General features: G+C 70.1%; 12 protein-coding genes. 4 read left to right on the top strand and 8 right to left on the bottom strand.

What is annotated here, in order from left to right; translation table 11 throughout:
• Positions 1 to 13: 13 nt before the first annotated feature.
• Genes V6U86_RS23110 through V6U86_RS23120 form a run of 3 tightly spaced genes read right to left on the bottom strand, consistent with a single transcriptional unit; the run spans position 14 to position 3,587 of the window.
• On the bottom strand, positions 14 to 1,651 hold the full coding sequence (locus V6U86_RS23110; RefSeq protein WP_334506345.1) for an ABC transporter substrate-binding protein: 1,638 nt from the start codon (positions 1,649 to 1,651) through the stop codon (positions 14 to 16).
• A gap of 38 nt (positions 1,652 to 1,689) precedes the next feature.
• Entirely contained in the window at positions 1,690 to 2,601 is a 912-nt protein-coding gene (locus tag V6U86_RS23115) for a carbohydrate ABC transporter permease (RefSeq protein ID WP_334506347.1), read from the bottom strand.
• Positions 2,598 to 3,587, bottom strand: coding sequence for an ABC transporter permease (locus tag V6U86_RS23120; RefSeq protein WP_334506349.1), 990 nt, complete (start codon positions 3,585 to 3,587; stop codon positions 2,598 to 2,600). The genes V6U86_RS23115 and V6U86_RS23120 overlap by 4 nt, the downstream gene beginning before the upstream one ends.
• A gap of 320 nt (positions 3,588 to 3,907) precedes the next feature.
• Between V6U86_RS23120 and V6U86_RS23125 the strand changes: the two genes are divergently transcribed.
• From V6U86_RS23125 to V6U86_RS23140, 4 genes are all read left to right on the top strand, one after another.
• Complete coding sequence (locus V6U86_RS23125) at positions 3,908 to 4,945, top strand: LacI family DNA-binding transcriptional regulator (protein ID WP_334506351.1); 1,038 nt, start codon at positions 3,908 to 3,910, stop codon at positions 4,943 to 4,945.
• Between the two features lie 21 nt (positions 4,946 to 4,966).
• Positions 4,967 to 5,992 (top strand): acetylxylan esterase, encoded by a 1,026-nt coding sequence (locus V6U86_RS23130; protein ID WP_334506353.1) that lies wholly within the window; start codon positions 4,967 to 4,969, stop codon positions 5,990 to 5,992.
• Positions 5,993 to 6,257: 265 nt separating this feature from the next.
• Positions 6,258 to 7,412, top strand: coding sequence for a cellulose binding domain-containing protein (locus tag V6U86_RS23135; protein WP_334506355.1), 1,155 nt, complete (start codon positions 6,258 to 6,260; stop codon positions 7,410 to 7,412).
• A 318-nt stretch (positions 7,413 to 7,730) separates the two neighbouring features.
• Entirely contained in the window at positions 7,731 to 9,062 is a 1,332-nt protein-coding gene (locus tag V6U86_RS23140) for a vanadium-dependent haloperoxidase (protein ID WP_334506357.1), read from the top strand.
• 25 nt (positions 9,063 to 9,087) lie between these two features.
• On the opposite strand, the gene V6U86_RS23145 is transcribed toward V6U86_RS23140, so the two are convergent.
• The 5 genes from V6U86_RS23145 to V6U86_RS23165 form a co-directional block, all read right to left on the bottom strand.
• Entirely contained in the window at positions 9,088 to 9,552 is a 465-nt protein-coding gene (locus V6U86_RS23145) for a MaoC family dehydratase (protein ID WP_334506359.1), read from the bottom strand.
• A gap of 20 nt (positions 9,553 to 9,572) precedes the next feature.
• Positions 9,573 to 10,721, bottom strand: a complete 1,149-nt coding sequence (locus V6U86_RS23150; protein WP_334506361.1) for an acyl-CoA dehydrogenase family protein — start codon at positions 10,719 to 10,721, stop codon at positions 9,573 to 9,575.
• Between the two features lie 46 nt (positions 10,722 to 10,767).
• On the bottom strand, positions 10,768 to 13,590 hold the full coding sequence (locus V6U86_RS23155) for a helix-turn-helix transcriptional regulator (protein ID WP_334506364.1): 2,823 nt from the start codon (positions 13,588 to 13,590) through the stop codon (positions 10,768 to 10,770).
• A 64-nt stretch (positions 13,591 to 13,654) separates the two neighbouring features.
• Positions 13,655 to 14,266, bottom strand: coding sequence for a TetR/AcrR family transcriptional regulator (locus V6U86_RS23160; protein WP_334506366.1), 612 nt, complete (start codon positions 14,264 to 14,266; stop codon positions 13,655 to 13,657).
• A 320-nt stretch (positions 14,267 to 14,586) separates the two neighbouring features.
• On the bottom strand, positions 14,587 to 15,873 hold the full coding sequence (locus V6U86_RS23165) for an ABC transporter substrate-binding protein (RefSeq protein ID WP_334506368.1): 1,287 nt from the start codon (positions 15,871 to 15,873) through the stop codon (positions 14,587 to 14,589).
• Between the last annotated feature and the right edge of the window lie 53 nt (positions 15,874 to 15,926).

Genomic DNA, 15,926 nt, shown 5'->3' on the forward strand with positions numbered 1-15,926 from the left:
CGGACCCCGCTGATCAGCCGTTGTTCTTCTGGAACCGCTCGTACGCCTTGTTGACCAGGTCGATGTACTGGTCGGAGTTCTTGGCCTTCAGCTCGGCCACGTACGCGTCCCACTCGCTGAGCGGCCGCTGGCCGAGCGCGAACTTCAGCGTGTTCTGGGTGACGAAGTCCTTCAGCGGGGTCTCCCAGAGCGACACCTGCTCGCGCTCCTCGTCGGTCAGCGGAGCGGGCGGGGCCACCTCCCTCGGGGTGCGCGCGTCCATCACCTTCTGGAACTCCAGCTCCTCCGGGGAGAAGAAGCCACGGACCAGGTCGGGGGTGCCGCCGTAGGTGAAGACGCCGTTGTAGAAGCCGAAGTCCTTCTGCAGGTGCTTGGTGCCCTTGGGGTTGAGCCCGAGGACGTCGACGTCGGCGGTGACGGAACGCTTGCCGGAGGCGTCCTTGGCGAAGGTGGTGCCCTCGACGCCCCAGCGGGCGAACTCCTGGCCGGCGTCGGAATACCACAGCCAGTCGATGAACTGCATCATGGCCACGAAGTTCTTGCTCTCCCGGGCCTTCGTGGAGATCATGATGCCGTTCTCCAGGCGGGAGAAGGGGTTGACCTCACCGGCCGGACCGACCGGCAGTGGGATCTTGGCCATTTTCGCCTTCGGCAACGTCTTGGCCAGGTCGGGCCGGTGGTTGTTGACAAGCGTCTGTGCGTTGCCGGTGACCACGAAGGACTTGCCGTTGGCGAGCTTCTGGCGCGCCTGGTCGTCGGTCTGGGTGAAGCTCTCCGGGTCGAGCAGGCCCTCTGCGACGAGCTTGTGCAGGTACGTGAGCATCTGCTTGTACTGCTCGGACGCGCCGGTGTACGTGAACTTCTTCGCCGTCGAATCCCAGGAGGCGTGCTGATAGTCCCAGCCGGCCCGCGTGCCGTAGGACGCGCCGAGGATGTTCAGCAGGGCGCCGGTCGGGTTGGGCTTACTGAAGAGATCGGAGTACGGGTAGACGCTCGGGTACTTCGCCTTCATCGCCTTGAGCACCGTGTACAGCTCGTCCCAGGTCTTCGGCACCGACAGGTTCAGCTCTTCGAGGATGTCGGTGCGCACCAGCACCGTGTAGTCCTGCGTGGGCTTCTCGTGCACGCCGGGCAGCAGGTAGAACTTGCCGTCGGACTGCCGCAGGGTGTCGATCTCCGGTTTGAGGTTCCACTTGGCGATCTTGTCCTTGAGGTTGGGCATCAGATCCAGGTAGTCGCTCACCGGGAGGATCGCCCCGGAGGACACGAACGCGTCCTCCTGCGGGTGGTACGTCTTCGGGATGATCAACGGGGCGTCCCCGGCGCCGATCAATAGGCTGCGCTTCTGCTCGTAGTCACTGAGCGGCACCGCCACCGGTTCGATCTTGACGTTGGTCCGCTTGGTGAGCTCCGACCAGAACAGCCAGTCTTCCTTGAGCGGATAGAACGTGTGGTTGTTGTAGAGGGTCGAGAAGGAGAGCGCCTCGGTGGCCTTGAACTGGTCGCCGACGCCGTAGTTGGCCATCGCGCCGGCACGGTTCTCCGAGAGGTCCGTCGACTCGCCGGGGTCCTCGGAGCAGGCGGTGGTCAGGCTGAGCACGAGCAGACCCGCGGTGGCCAATGCCACGCGGCGCCACGTCTGGTGGAGCATGGCTGGTCCTTTCGGTGGTGGGTGGGAGGTGCGGCAGCTCAGCCCTTGACGGCGCCGAGCATCACGCCGCGGACGAAATACCGCTGGACGAAGGGGTAGACCGCCAGGATGGGCAGGGTGGTGAGCACGATCGTCACGGCCTGGAGGGTGGCCGCCGCCTGGACCTTGTCGGCGTCGGCGGCACCGGACGACTCGGCGCTGGTGGCGCCCGCGATCAGGTTGCGCAGGTACACGGTGACCGGAAGCAGGTCCTGCCTGTCGATGTAGAGGAACGCGGTGAACCACGAGTTCCAGAAGGCCACCGCGTAGAAGAGCACCATCGTGGCGACGATCGCCTTCGACAGCGGCAGCACGATCCGCAGCAGGATGCCGTACGTGTTCAGCCCGTCGACCGCGGCGGCCTCCTCCAACTCGTTCGGCAGGCTCTCGAAGAACGCCTTCATGACCAGCAGGTTGAACACGCTAATGGCGTTGGGGATCACCACGGCCCAGATGGTGTTCTTCATCCCCAGGCTGGTGACCAGCACGTAGTTGGGGATCAGGCCACCGGAGAAGAACATGGTGAACAGCGCGACACCGATGAGAAAGGGACGCCCCTTGAGCTGCGGTTTCGACAACACGTACGCGTAACAGGTGGTCAGCACGATCGAGATGAGCGTCGCGACCGCCGTGTACACCACGGTGTTGCGGTAGTTCGTCCAGAACATCGGGTCGGACATCACCAGCTTGTACGCGGTCAGGTCGAACCCGCGCGGGACGATGCTCACCTTCCCGGCGATGATGTACGCCTCTTCGCTCAGCGACCGGGCCACGATGTTGAGGAAGGGGTACAGCGTCACCACCACGACGCCGAGCAGGACGACCGTGTTGACGACTCGGAAGACCCGGTAACCCCGGCTGTCATCCGGCCCGCGGGTCTTCGGGGCGTCGATCTTCGTGCCGAGGATCACCACAGGCTCGTCCCCACAGTGCGACGGGAGATGACGTTCGCCGACAGGACGAGGATCAGCCCGATCACCGCCTCGAAGAGGCCGATGGCCGCCGCGTAGCTGAAGTTGCTCGACTGGAAGCCCATCCGGAACAGGTAGGTGGAGACCACGTCGGCGGTCGGGTACGTCAACGGGTTGTAGAGCAGCAGGATCTTCTCGAACCCGACCGCCAGGAAGCTGCCGATGTTGAGGATCAGCAACGTCACCATCGTCGGACGGATGCCCGGCAACGTGACGTGCCAGGTCTGGCGCAGCCGGCTGGCGCCGTCGATCCGGGCCGCCTCGTACAGGTCCTCGTCGATGGTGGTGAGGGCGGCGAGGTAGAGGATGGTGCCCCAACCGACGGTCTGCCAGACCTCGGACGAGACGTAGATGGTGCGGAACCACTGCGGTTGTTGCAGGAACGCCACGGCGTCCCCACCGAACAGCCGGACGAGTTGGTTGGCGGTGCCGTCGATCGAGGTCAACTGGATGACCATCGCCGCCACGATCACGATCGACAGGAAGTGCGGCAGATAGGAGACCGACTGGACGAACCGCTTGAAGCGACGGGCCCGAACCTCGTTGAGCAGCAGCGCCAGCACGATGGGCAGCGGAAAGCAGAACAGGAGGGTCAGCGTCCCGAGCACCAGGGTGTTGGTGAACACCTCCCAGAACGTCGGGTCGCTGAGGAACATCCGGAAGTAGCGCAGGCCGACCCAGTACTCGCCGAAGATGTTGCCGCCCGGCTTGAACCGACGGAAGGCGATGATGTTGCCGAGCATCGGCAGATACCGGAAGACCAGGAAGAACAGCAGCGGCAGAATGGCGAGGGAGTAGAGCTGCCAGTCCCGGCGCAGTGCCTGTCGCCAACTGCGGCCGCGTCGTGGCGAGCGCGGGGCAGGGCTTCGCGCCTCCTGCGGTGAACGCGGCGGCGCTGGCGGCGGGGGCCGTAGGGTGGATGTCATCCTCGACCTCCTGTGCCGACTGGGGAAGAGCCACGAGAGGCGCGAGCGCGCTCGGTGGCGGACGTTTCCCACGATCCGAAACTTTCCGGAAACCTGCGTAACCTTTTCGGCAACCTAAGTGCCCCATCGATGCCTGTCAAGGGTCTCAATCTGACCACCAGGGATTGTTTCCCGCACACGGTGACTCCCCCATCGGCGCTCCGTCCACGGTGAACCGCGCGGTGACCCACAAATTGGCACCCTGACTTCGGCACCGACTGGCGTGAATGTCTCGTCATGTTAAGGTCGGCCGAAACTTTCGGATGTTGTATGGGGCTGCGATGACAGAGCACCGCCCGCTCGGCCCACCCGCCTCCACCACCATCGCGACCATCGCCAACGATGTCGGCGTCTCGGTCGCGACCGTGTCCAAGGTCCTCAACGGACGCGGCGACGTCGCCCCCGGCACCAGGGCCCGGGTGGAGGCGAGCCTCGACCGCCACCAGTACCAGCGCCGGGCCCGGCGACACGCGACCAGCGGCGGCCGGGTGGACCTCGTGTTCCACCAGTTCGACACGGGCTGGGCGATGGAGATCCTGCGGGGCGTCGAGGCGGTGACCTCGGCGGCCGGCATCGGGTTGTCGGTCGCCCAACTCGACGGCGCGCACCGGCCGCCCGCCCGGTGGCTGGAGGCGTTACTCGCCGACCGACCGCTGGGTGTGGTGTTCGTCCTCTCCCACCTGGCCGAGGCCCAACAGCAGCACCTGCGGCGGCAGGGCATACCGTTCGTCGTCGTCGACACCGACAGCGCGACCTCGGCCTCCGTGCCCACCGTCGGGTCGAACAACTGGAACGGCGGCCTGCTCGCCGCTCGGCATCTGCTGGAGCTGGGGCACCGACGGATCGCCATCATCTCCGGTCCACCCGATGTGTTGTGCAGCCGCGCCCGCGCCGCCGGCTTCCAGTCGGCCCACGACGAAGCCGGGATAGTGGTCGACCGCGAGCTGGTCCGCTACGGCGGTTTCTCCGCCGGCGCCGGGCACGCGCACGGGCTGCAACTGCTCCAGCGGTCGGACCGACCCACGGCGATCTTCGCCGGGTCGGACATCCAGGCCATGGGGGTGCTCCGGGCCGCCCGTCAGTGCGGCCTACGGGTGCCCGAGGACCTTTCCGTGATCGGGTACGACAACCTGCCGGTCTCCGCCTGGACCGACCCGGCCCTCACCACGATCAACCAGCCGTTGCGCGACATGGCCGGCATCGCCACCCAGATGCTGCTCGACCTGACCCGGGGGAACGAGCCGGCGACCAGCCGGATCGACCTGGTGACCGAGCTGGTCGTCCGGGAGAGCACCGCGCCCCCCGCCAACCCGCACTGACCCCGGCCCCTGCGAGGACCCGTGCCCCAGCCCGCCCACACCCTCGACGAACTTCAGCGGTACGCACCCGAGGTCGCCGAGCCCGACGACTTCGACGAGTTCTGGCGGGAAACGCTCGCCGAGGCGGCCGCCGTGCCGTTGCTCGTCGACGTGCGTCCCGAGCCCACCGACCTACGGCTACTCGACTCCTGGGACGTCACGTTCGCTGGCTTCGGCGGTGACCCCGTACGCGCCTGGTACACCCGCCCGGCCGGTTTGCGAGGGCCGCTGCCGGCCGTGGTGGAGTACGCCGGCTACGGCCGTGGCCGCGGCCTGCCCCACGAACGGCTGACCTGGCCGGTGGCCGGGTACGCGCACCTGCTGATGGACAACCGGGGCCAGGCGGGGCAGCACGGCGCCGGGGACACCCCCGACCCGCACGGCGCGCCCGGCGGGCCCTCGCCGGTCACCTGGGGGATTCTCGATCCGCGGACCTACCACTACCGTCGCCTCATCACCGACGCCGTCCGCGCGGTCGAGGCGGTCCGCGCGCTGCCGGGGGTCGAGGGCGACCGGGTCAGCGTGGTCGGCAACAGCCAGGGCGGCGGCCTCGCCCTGGCTGTCGCCGGCCTCGTCGACGATCTCAGCGCGGTGCTGACCACCGCCCCGTTCCTCTGCGACATGCGCCGGGCCGTCGCGCTCACCGACCTCGCGCCGTACGGCGAGATCGCCCGGTACCTGGCCGTGCACCGGGAGGCCGAGGAGGCGGTGTGGCGCACGCTGTCCCATGTCGACGGGGTGAGCTTCGCCCGCCGAGCGACCGCGCCGGCGCAGTTCGGGGTTGGCCAGCGCGACACCGTCTGCCCACCGCGAACCGCCTTCGCCGCCTACAACCACTACGGCGCGGCGAACGGCAGGCCCGTCCCGCCCGAACGAGAGATGCACGTCTACCCGTTCAACGGCCATGAGGGCGGCGAGGCCGTCCACGTCCGGCGTCAGCTACGCTGGCTCGATTCGGTGCTCGACCGCACCCGGGCCGACGCGCCGCATCGTGAATCCGGCACCTGACGCATTGTCATACGTTGATACGTTGCCGCTGTTAGCGATCACACGCTATGGTGCGCCAGACGAGGTGCAGGGCACACTTCCGCCACCGCTCACCGGCCTGTCACGCCAGCTCATCGACGGCCGGTGCCCGCCACACCGCCACGATCACCAGCGCAGACGTCCGGGTTTGTGGTCGTGACGTGCAGCCCACCTCCGCGTACCGCGTCAGGGCGGCAGCCGTCTCCCGGTGGCCGCGCCTGTCGCGCACCCCACCAGAGGAAGCCCCATGCGCAGTCCCACGCTTGTCCAATCCGTTCCTCTCCCACCGACCAGCAGCGCGCCGACGTCGAGGCCCCGGCGGGCGCGCCGGTGGTGGACGACCCTGGCCGCCGTCGCCGCCCTGGTCGCCGCCGTGCCGATCGCCACGACCCCCGCCAGCGCGGAATCCAACGGCGGCGTACGCGTGATGCCGCTCGGCGACTCCATCACCGACGGATTCAACGTTCCCGGCGGTTACCGGATCGAGCTGTGGCAGCAGTTCACCTCCGGTGGATACCGGATCGACTTCGTCGGCTCCCAGTTCAACGGGCCGGCGAGCCTCGGCGACCACGACCACCAGGGCCACTCCGGCTGGACGATCGCCCAGATCGACGCCAACGTGGTCAACTGGTTGCGGGCCACGAACCCGCGGACCGTCCTCCTTCACATCGGCACCAACGACATGTACGGCGACACGTCCGGGGCCCCGTCCCGGCTGGCCACGCTCGTCGACCGGATCACCAACAACGCCCCGAACGCGGACGTGTTCGTCGCGACGATCATCCCGAAGTCCGGCGCGGACAACCAGGTCCGGGGCTACAACGCTGCGATCCCCGGGATCGTGCAGAGCAGGGCCGCCGCCGGAAAACGGGTGCACCTGGTCGACATGTACCGCGCCCTGACGCTCAGCGACCTGGCCGACGGGGTGCACCCGAACGCCACCGGCTACCGCAAGATGGCCGCCGCCTGGTTCGACGCTCTCCGTACCGTGCCCGGCAGCATCGGCGGCGACACGCCGCCCACCACCCCGCCACCGACCGATCCCCCACCGACCACTCCCCCACCGACGACGCCCCCGCCGTCCGGTGACTGCCGCGTCGCGTACACGGTCAACGCCTGGAACAACGGTCTCACCGCGTCGGTCTCGGTGACCAACACCAGCGGCACGCCGGTCAACGGGTGGGCCCTGGCGTTCACGCTCCCCAGCGGGCAGAGCATCACCAACGGCTGGAACGCCACCTACTCCCCGTCGAGCGGGGCGGTGACCGCCCGCAACGTCTCCTACAACGCGACGATCGCGCCGAACGCCTCGGTCGACATCGGCTTCCAGGCGACCCACACGGGTAACAGCGGCCAACCGTCCGCGTTCACCCTCAATGGCACCGCCTGCACAGTCGCCTGACACACCGGTCGCGGTGCCGGCCCGCCGAAGGGCCCGGCACCGCGACAGGTGGCGTTCGGTAACCGCACCCGGTTCAACCCGTAGTTGACCCCATCGCCTTCAACGGCCACGAGGGCAGCGAAGCACGTCCAGCGTCAGCTGTGCTGGCTCGATTCGTTCTCGAAACGGCTCGCGCGCCCGTCATGTGATCGCCGTCGGGAAGCGACCAGACGGCCAACCATCGAAGCTCTACGATGCTATGTTCGGGCGTCATCGGTTCCGCTCAATGCGCCCCCGTGCCTCGACGGGGCAGCATCGAAACCTACGACGGGGGAGATCATGACGAGCCGCAACCACAGACGTCGAACGATCTGGTCACGCATCATTTCCGCAACCATCGCGCTCTGCTCGCTCGGCGCGTCCACGATGACCGGGCCGGCACCCTCCGCCGCAGCCGCGATTCCCGGCACCGGCGCCAATCCGGTGGTCACCTGGGACCTCAACGCCCAGACGGCGATCTGGGACGTCGCGGCCCAGCAACCAAACGAGCAGGTGCGCAGCTTCGCGATGGTGAACGGAGCCGTCTATGACGCGCTGAACGCGATCGCCGGTACCCCGTACCAGCCGTACCTCGCCGCACCGCCGTCGAACGGGACCGAGTCGGTGGACGCTGCCGTCGCCGCCGCCGCCCACGACGTACTCGCCGCCCTCTTCCCCGGTCAGCGGGAGCGACTTCGGGCACAGTACGACGCGGCTCTCGCCATGATTCGCGACGGTCGGTCGAAGCAGGGCGGCATCAGGGTCGGGGCACGAGCCGCCGCCGCGATGGTCACCGCTCGGCAGGACGACGGCGCGTACGGGGACCAGCAGTGGAGGATCGGAACGAGACCCGGCCAGTGGCAACCCACACCGCCGCTGTTCCTGTCCCAGGGCGCATGGACCGGACACATGCGGCCGTTCCTCATCCCCGGTGCATCGACGTTCCGCACACCCGAGCCGCCACGATTGACCAGCAGCGCGTACGCCCGCGACCTCAACGAGGTGAAGGAAGTCGGCTCGGCGACGAGCACCGTGCGCACCCGGGACCAGACGGAGGCCGCGCTCTGGTGGCACGACCGGCGTTCCGGCTCCTGGGAAATCAAGCGTCAGCTCGCCACCACCCAACGGCTGGACACCCTGCAGACCGCGCGCTTCTTCGCGATGACCGACCTCATCGTGGCCGACTCAGGAGTGGCGTGCTTCAGCCAGAAGGACTTCTGGAGCTACTGGCGTCCGGTCACGGCGATCCAACAGGCCGACACGGACGGTAACCCGAGGACGGCCGCCGACCCGGGCTGGCAGTCATTGCTCGTCACGCCCCCCTTCCCCGAGTACCCCTCCGGCCACGCCTGCGGCACCGGTGCGCGGATGTCGCTGTACCGGTACTTCTTCGGCCGAGACGACATCGCGTTCAGCGGATCCAGCGTCGACTCGGGCACGACCAGGCAGTTCACCAGCTTTTCGCAAGCGCTCAACGAGCTCATCGGCGCGCGCGTCTGGGGCGGCGTCCACTTCCGCAGTGCTGACGTCGAGGGGACGAAACTCGGTGAGGAGGTCTACCGCTACGCGGTTCGGCACTACTTCCGCCCACTGAGGGCGCCTGTCGGCTCACCGGCTAGTTTTCTCGGATGAATCCTCTCGATGAAGTCGCGGGCGGTCACCGCTGCACGGCGCGGTAGAGCCGGCTCACGGTCTCGGCCACGCAGACCGGCTTGCCGCCGCTGTCGCTCTCCACGGTGACCGTCACGACCAGCTGCACACCGCCGGTCACCGGCGACACGTCGGCGATGGTGGCGGTGGCGCGTACGGCGGCGCCGACCCGCAGCGGCGCGGGGAAACGCACCCGGTTCAACCCGTAGTTGACCCCCATCGCCACCCCCTCGACCCGGTAGAGCCCGCCCGCCAGGGCCGGCAACAGCGACAGGGTGAGGTACCCGTGCGCGATCGTCGCGCCGAACGGCCCCGCCGCGGCTCGGACCGGGTCGACATGGATCCACTGATGGTCGTCGGTGGCGTCGGCGAACAGGTCGACGCGGCTCTGCTCGACGCGCTGCCACGGGCCCGGCCCGAGGCTCTCACCGGTCGCGGCGGCCAACTCCTCGAACGAGGTGAACACTCTCATGACGAGTCTCCCTACAGCTGCTAGAAGGCGTTGACGCCGGTGAGCGCGCGTCCGATGAGGAGTTGCTGGATCTGACTGGTGCCCTCGTAGAGCGTGGCCACCCGGGCGTCGCGCAGGTACTTGCCGACCGGGTACTCGTCGATGTAGCCGTACCCACCGAACACCTGGACCGCGTTGTTGGCCGCGCGGACGGCGGCCTCACTGGCGAAGAGCTTGGCCGTCGACGCCTCGGTGGCGAACGGCTGGTCGCGGTCGATCAGGTCGGCCACCTGCCACACCAGCAGCCGGGCGGCGGCGGTGTCCACCGCGATGGCGGCGAGCAGTTGTTGGACGAGCTGGTGCCCGGCGATCGGTTTGCCGAACTGGGTGCGCTGCCCGGCGTAACCGAGCGCCGCGTCGAGGCAGCCCTGGGCGATGCCGACACATCCGGCGGCGACCGACATCCGCCCCTTGGCGAGGGTGGCCAGGGCCAGCCGGAATCCGCCGCCCTCGGCACCGAGGCGGGCGCTGTCGGGCACGCGTACCTCGTCGAAACCCAGCTCTCCGGTGGCCTGACCGCGCAGGCCGAGCTTGCCGTGGATCTCCCGCCGGGTCAGCCCCGGGCTGTCGGTGGGGACCAGGAACGCGGTGATTCCCCGGTGCCCGGGGCCGCCGGTGCGGGCGAAGACCAGCGCGACGTGAGCGGTGGTGCCGTTGGTGATGAACGTCTTGGTGCCGGTGAGCAGCCAGTCGGTGCCGTCGCGGACCGCACGGGTGCGCAGGGCGGCCGCGTCCGAGCCGCTGTCCGGCTCGGTCAGCGCGAAACAGCCGAGCGCGCTGCCGGCGCAGAGCTTCGGCAGCCACTCGGCCCGCTGTTCGGCGTTCCCGTGCGCGGCGATCGACTTCGCGACCAGGCCGAGGGAGACCGAGACGATGCCGCGCACCGCGGAGTCGCCCCGACCCAGCTCTTCCAGGACCAGGCAGTACGCGAGGTGGTCGCCGCCGGAACCGCCGTCGGCCTCGGCGATGGTCAGCCCCAGGAAGCCCAGGTCACCGAGCATGCCGACGATGGCGGGGTCGACCGATTCGCGACGATCCCAGGCGGCCGCGTGTGGCAGCAGCTCACGGTCGGCGAACTCGGCGGCCAGCTGGCGGACCGCCGCCTGCTCGGCGGAGAGAGTGAGGTCCATGACGCTTAAACTAGCGGTGATAGTTTAATGCGTCCAGACCGGAGGGTCACCGGTCGGAGGCCAGACCGACGTGCCGTTCGGCGGTGAACGCGCGGGCCAGCTCGGTACGGGAACGGATGCCCAGCCGGTGGAACACGTTGCGCAGGTGGTGGTCGACCGTACGGGTGGAGAGGAACATCCGGGCGGCGATCTCCCGGTTGGTGGCACCCTCGGCGACCAGCTCGGCGATCCGCAGCTGCTGGCCGGTCAACAACCGCGCGGCGGGCAGGTCCGGCGGACCGATCGACTCCCCGGCCGCCCGCAGCTCCGTGGTGGCCTGCTCGGCCCAGCACTCCACCCCGAGCAGACTGAACATCTCGCGGGCCTGGTGCAGGTGCGTCCGCGCGTCGCGTGGGCGTCGACTGCGGCGCAACTCCTGACCGAAGAGCAGTTCGGTGCGGGCCCGCTCGAACGTGCCGGCCTCCGTCGGGTGCAGGCGTAGCGCCGCCTGGAAGTCCCGTTCCGCCTCGGCGCCGCCCCGGGGGGCGAGCAGCGCGTGGCACCGCGCGGACAGGGCCCGGCGCAACGGGCTGGCGGTGCTGCTGGCCCACCTGTCGAACACGGCGAGCGCGGCCGTCGCCGCCGGCCGGTGCGCCAGGTGCGCCGCCGCCTCCACCAGGTACGGGGTGGCCATCACCTGCACGAGGACCTGACCTCGACCGGTGCCGAGGCGGGCCAGCGACGCCAGCCGGTCCGCGGCCTCGGCGTGCCGACCGTCGACCAGGTCGAGCACCGCCAGGGCCCACGCGGCGAGCGCGTGCGGACGGCTGCCCGGCGTCGGCGCCTCGCCGATCTCGCGAACGCGCCGCAGGCTGGTGGCCCGGTCGGCCCGGATCGCGGCGAGGACGGCGAGCATGCCGAGATGGACGTTGGCGCAGTTGACCTGGCCGGTGGCGCGGGCGACGCGCAGCCCGTCCCGAGAGGTCTCCGCCGCCGCCTCGTGTCGACCCAGCCAGTACTCGGCGACCGCCCGCAGCTCCAACGCCCGCGACAGCATGGACAGCTCGCCCCGTTCCCGGGCCAGCCCGACGGCGCGCTCGGCGAGCCGGTGGGCCGCGCCGTCCACGGCCACCAGCAGCCCGGCCGCCGCGGCACAGCTGAGCGCGGTGGGGGTCAACGCCCAACCGGTCAGCCGGCCGCCCAGCACCACGGCGCGGCGCAGCGCGGGCCCGGCTCGTTCGTGGTCGCCTCGCAGGGTCGCCGCCACCCCGGCGATCAGAGAGCCCATGAGTTCCATCGCCGGCGGGTCGTCCGGGCGCCGCAACGCCAGCGCCCGGCGGCCGACCTCGGCGTACCGGTACTGGTCGCCAGCGAAGCAGACCGCCTCGCCGGCCCGCACCAGCCCGACCAACGCCAGGGCACGGTCGGTGCCCTCCACCGCCGCGGCGGAGGTCAGCAGGGTGACCGACGCGCTCGACGCGGTGCCGCAGCGCAGCTCCAGCTCACCGCGGAGCAGGTCGGCACGCGCACGCACGACCGGATCGGTGCAGACCGCGCGAAGACGGTCGAGCAGCAGCCGGGCCGCGTCGGACTGCCCACCGGCCCAGGCGTACCGGGCGGCGGTCAACAGCCGGGCGGCGGCCAACTGTGGATGATCGCTCAACTCGGCGGCCCAGCGCAGGGCCACCGACGCGGCGGCCCAGCCGTCGGAGCCACCGACGGCGGCCTGTTCCAGCTCGGCGGCGAGGGCCGGATCGGCGCCCGCCGTCGCGGCGGCGAGGTGCATCGCCCGGCGGAGGCGCTGCCCCGGCGCGACCAGCACCTCGGCAAGTAGTCGGTGGGCCGCGCGGCGCTCCGCGAGCGGCGCGCTGGCCGCGATCATCGTGCGCACCAGCGGCTGCGGAAAGGTGACACCTCGTTGCTCCACGCGGACCAGACCGGCGACCTCCGCCGGGGCGAGCGCCTCGACCTCGGCGCCGGCGGCTGCCGCGGCCCGGATCAGGGTGCCCGGGGTGCCGTCCTCGTCGAGCGCGGCGAGCAGCAGCACCCGTCGGGTCTCCGGTGGCAGTCGGTCCAGTCGGGCGCGGTACGCACGACCGAGCGCCCCATCCGCCGGTGGCGCGGCGGGCAGCGGCTCCTCCCCCCGCCACTGCCCCGCGCTGAGCACCTCGGCGAGGTCCACCAGGGCCTGCGGGTTGCCGCCGCCGATCGTGGCCAACGCGGCCAGGGCCGACGCGGCGGGCCGCTCGGGGAGCCGGTCGACGCCCTCGCGCTCGGCCAGCTGACGAAGCCGGTCGGTGAGGACGACGCTGCTCTCGTGCTCGGTCAGCGCCCGCAGTCGGTGCGCCGGTATCCCGTCGAGGTTGGCGGCGACGTCCGCGGTGAGCAGGACGGCGAGCGGCAGGTGCCGCAGTCGGCGGGCAACGAACGCCAACACCTGCGCGGTCTGCGGGTCACCTCGGTCGATGTCGTCCATGGTGGCGAGCAACGGCCGCTCCCGGGCGGCGGCGGCGAGCAGCCCGAGCACCGCCATCGACAGCGTCAGTTGCCGGTCGGGCGGGCAGCTCTCCCCGGCCAGCGCGCGCCGCAGCAGCTGGCGTTGCTCGGTGGGCAGGGCGGTGGCCCGGTCGAGCACCGGGTCGACCAGACGTTGCAGGCCGGCGTACGGCAGCGCGGCCTCCTCAGCGAGCCCCGTGCCGGCGAGCACGGTGCGGCCCTCGGCGTGCCGATGGGCGTAGCCGACCAGCGCCGTCCGACCCGATCCGGGCTCTCCGCGCAGCAGCAGGGCACCGTCGGCGTTGGTCATGCCGTCGAGCAGGCTCCGGACAGCCCGGCACTCGTCGTCCCGGCCACGCAGCACGGTTAGTTGCACTCTTGATGCAGTAACCATGCCTGCCAGTGTTACCCATCGGAAACCGAATGGAAAGAGGGGGCGATATCGGGCCGGGCCGGAATCAGTCGGGCGCGACCTCGGCCAGCAGAGCGCCGACGGTCCGGGCCATCACCGCGCGGGCCTGGTCCACGCCCAGACCGAGCCCGTAGCGCAGCATCGACCAGGCCTGCCACGTGCTCGCCGCCACCAGGGCGTGGAGCAGCTGCTCCCGCCCCTGCCCAGCTTCGGCCAGCTCGACGGCGAAGAGCTCCTCGACCTCGTCGCGGACCCGTTCGATGTGCTTGAGCCGGTTGCGGTGTAGCTGCTCGGAGACCGGCTCACGCATCTGGGCGGCCTTCGCCGACGGTGCGATGAGCTGGAGCAGCCGAGCCCGCTGCCGGCAGTACGCGTCGACCCGCTTCGCCAACGGCTGCCCGGGTGAGATCGGCCGGTGGGCGGCGTCCTGCTGGCGGAGCACCTCCGCGCCGCTGGCCTCGAAGAGCGTCTCCATGTCCTTGAAGTTGGTCCAGAGGGTGCGCAGCGAGATGCCGGCCCGCTCGGCGATGCGCTCCCCGGTCGGGCGGAGGTCGCCCTCGGAGATGAGCGCGAGGTGCGCCTCGACGATAGCCGCGCGGGTCCGCTCGGCGCGGGCCGTACGCCCGTCGACCCGGCCCGCCACATCGACCCCGTCCATCCGCCCCCGCCCCCTCACCGCCACGGCGTCCCCCGACGCACCGCCGAGTCTAGACAGGGGTTGATCAGCGTCCCCGAACGCTCCGCCGATGCCGTCATTCGACCCGGCCGGTCCGCGAGGCGCCGCCGCAGCAGACGCTGGCCTGCCCGGTGGGTCGGGCCGAATATGCATTCACGGTGCAGATAGTAGGAGCGTCGATCGGTATCGGTCAACGCCTCGGACCGTCGGCCTCCGGGCCGCGCCGGCAGCACGCGCGCAGCCTTCCGACCGGGCGTGGTCGGGCCTGACCACGCCCGGTCGGACGTCGGGGCTGCGGGGCCTCAGGAGACGGTCGGCACCCCGTTCGCCGGCGGCGCGACCGGAGCGGCGGTGTACTCGTTGACCGACCCGTCGGCCTCGTCCGTCTCGTACGCCGGCCCGAAGTAGCTCTGCACTCCCCCGGTCACCCGGCTCAACCGCTGGCCCCCGTACCCGGAGTGGTCCGTGGCGGAGAAGCGCAGCGGCACCAGCCCGGGGCCCTGGAAGCCGCCCTTCTGCACGGCGGCGAGCACCTTCTCCCGGGTGAGGTCCTTGCCGGCGGCCAGCAACGTCTGCACGAAGAGGTAACCGACCGACATGCCGTAGACGGTGTTGCCGTCGAACGGCGCGTCCCCGTTGTGCTCCTTGTTGATCTTCGTGAAGAGCTGGATCCACGGGTTCGCGGTGTCGTTCTGCATCGGTAGGTAGTTGGTACCGACCATGCCCTCCAGCATCGGAGCGGCGGCGCCGAGTTGCTTGGCCAGGGTCGGGTAATCGGCGCCGACGTTGGAGACCAGCCACTGCGCCTTGTAGCCCAGCCGGGCGGCGGTGCCGATCGACAGTGCGGTGAAGCCGGGCACTGTGGCGAGCACGACGACCTTGCATTCGGCCGCCTTGAACGCGCCGATCTGCGGCGCCACGTTGGTGTTGCTGGTGACGTACGTCTGCTTGACCGCCACGGCCCCGGCGCCGAGCACCTTCTCCACACCGGCCAGGCTGTCCCGGCCGAAGTCGTCGTCCTGACCCAGGAAGCAGAGCTTCTGCCCGGCCAGGTCCCGCTTCGCGTAGTTGGCGAGGATCTTGCCCTCGACCGTGTAGTCCGGGTTGAACCCGAACGTGCCCGGATACTTGTCCGGCTGGTCCCAGCTGCGGCTGCCGGAGGCGACGAAGAGATCCGGCACCCGGTTGCTCTTGAGGAAGTCGAGCACCCCGGTGTGCGTGGGCGTGCCCAGACCATTGAGGACGGCGAAGACCTTGTCCTGCAGGACGAGCTGGCGAACCACCTGCTGGGTGTTCGCCGGGTTGTAGCCGTCGTCCATGATCTTGTAGGTGATCTTCCGACCGTGCACCCCGCCGTTGGCGTTGACGTAGTCGAAGTACGCCTTCGTCGCCGGAGCGATCTTGGAGTACCCGGCCGAGGCCGGCCCGGTCAGCGGCATGTGGGTGCCGACAGTGATCTCGGTGTCGGTCACGCCCGGCACCGACGCCCCGCCGGAGCCGGGTCCGTCGTCGCCGCTACAGCCGGCAGCGGTGATGAGCAGGGCAATGGTGCTGGCGATCGCGAGGCCGCGATGCGCTTTACGGTGCATGGGAAACACCGACCTTTCTCGGTCCGGTTGTCTGGGGAACGGTGTGGTGGTGG

This window comes from Micromonospora sp. CPCC 205558 (genome assembly GCF_036902955.1).
In the GTDB taxonomy this organism is placed as follows: Bacteria; Actinomycetota; Actinomycetes; order Mycobacteriales; family Micromonosporaceae; genus Micromonospora.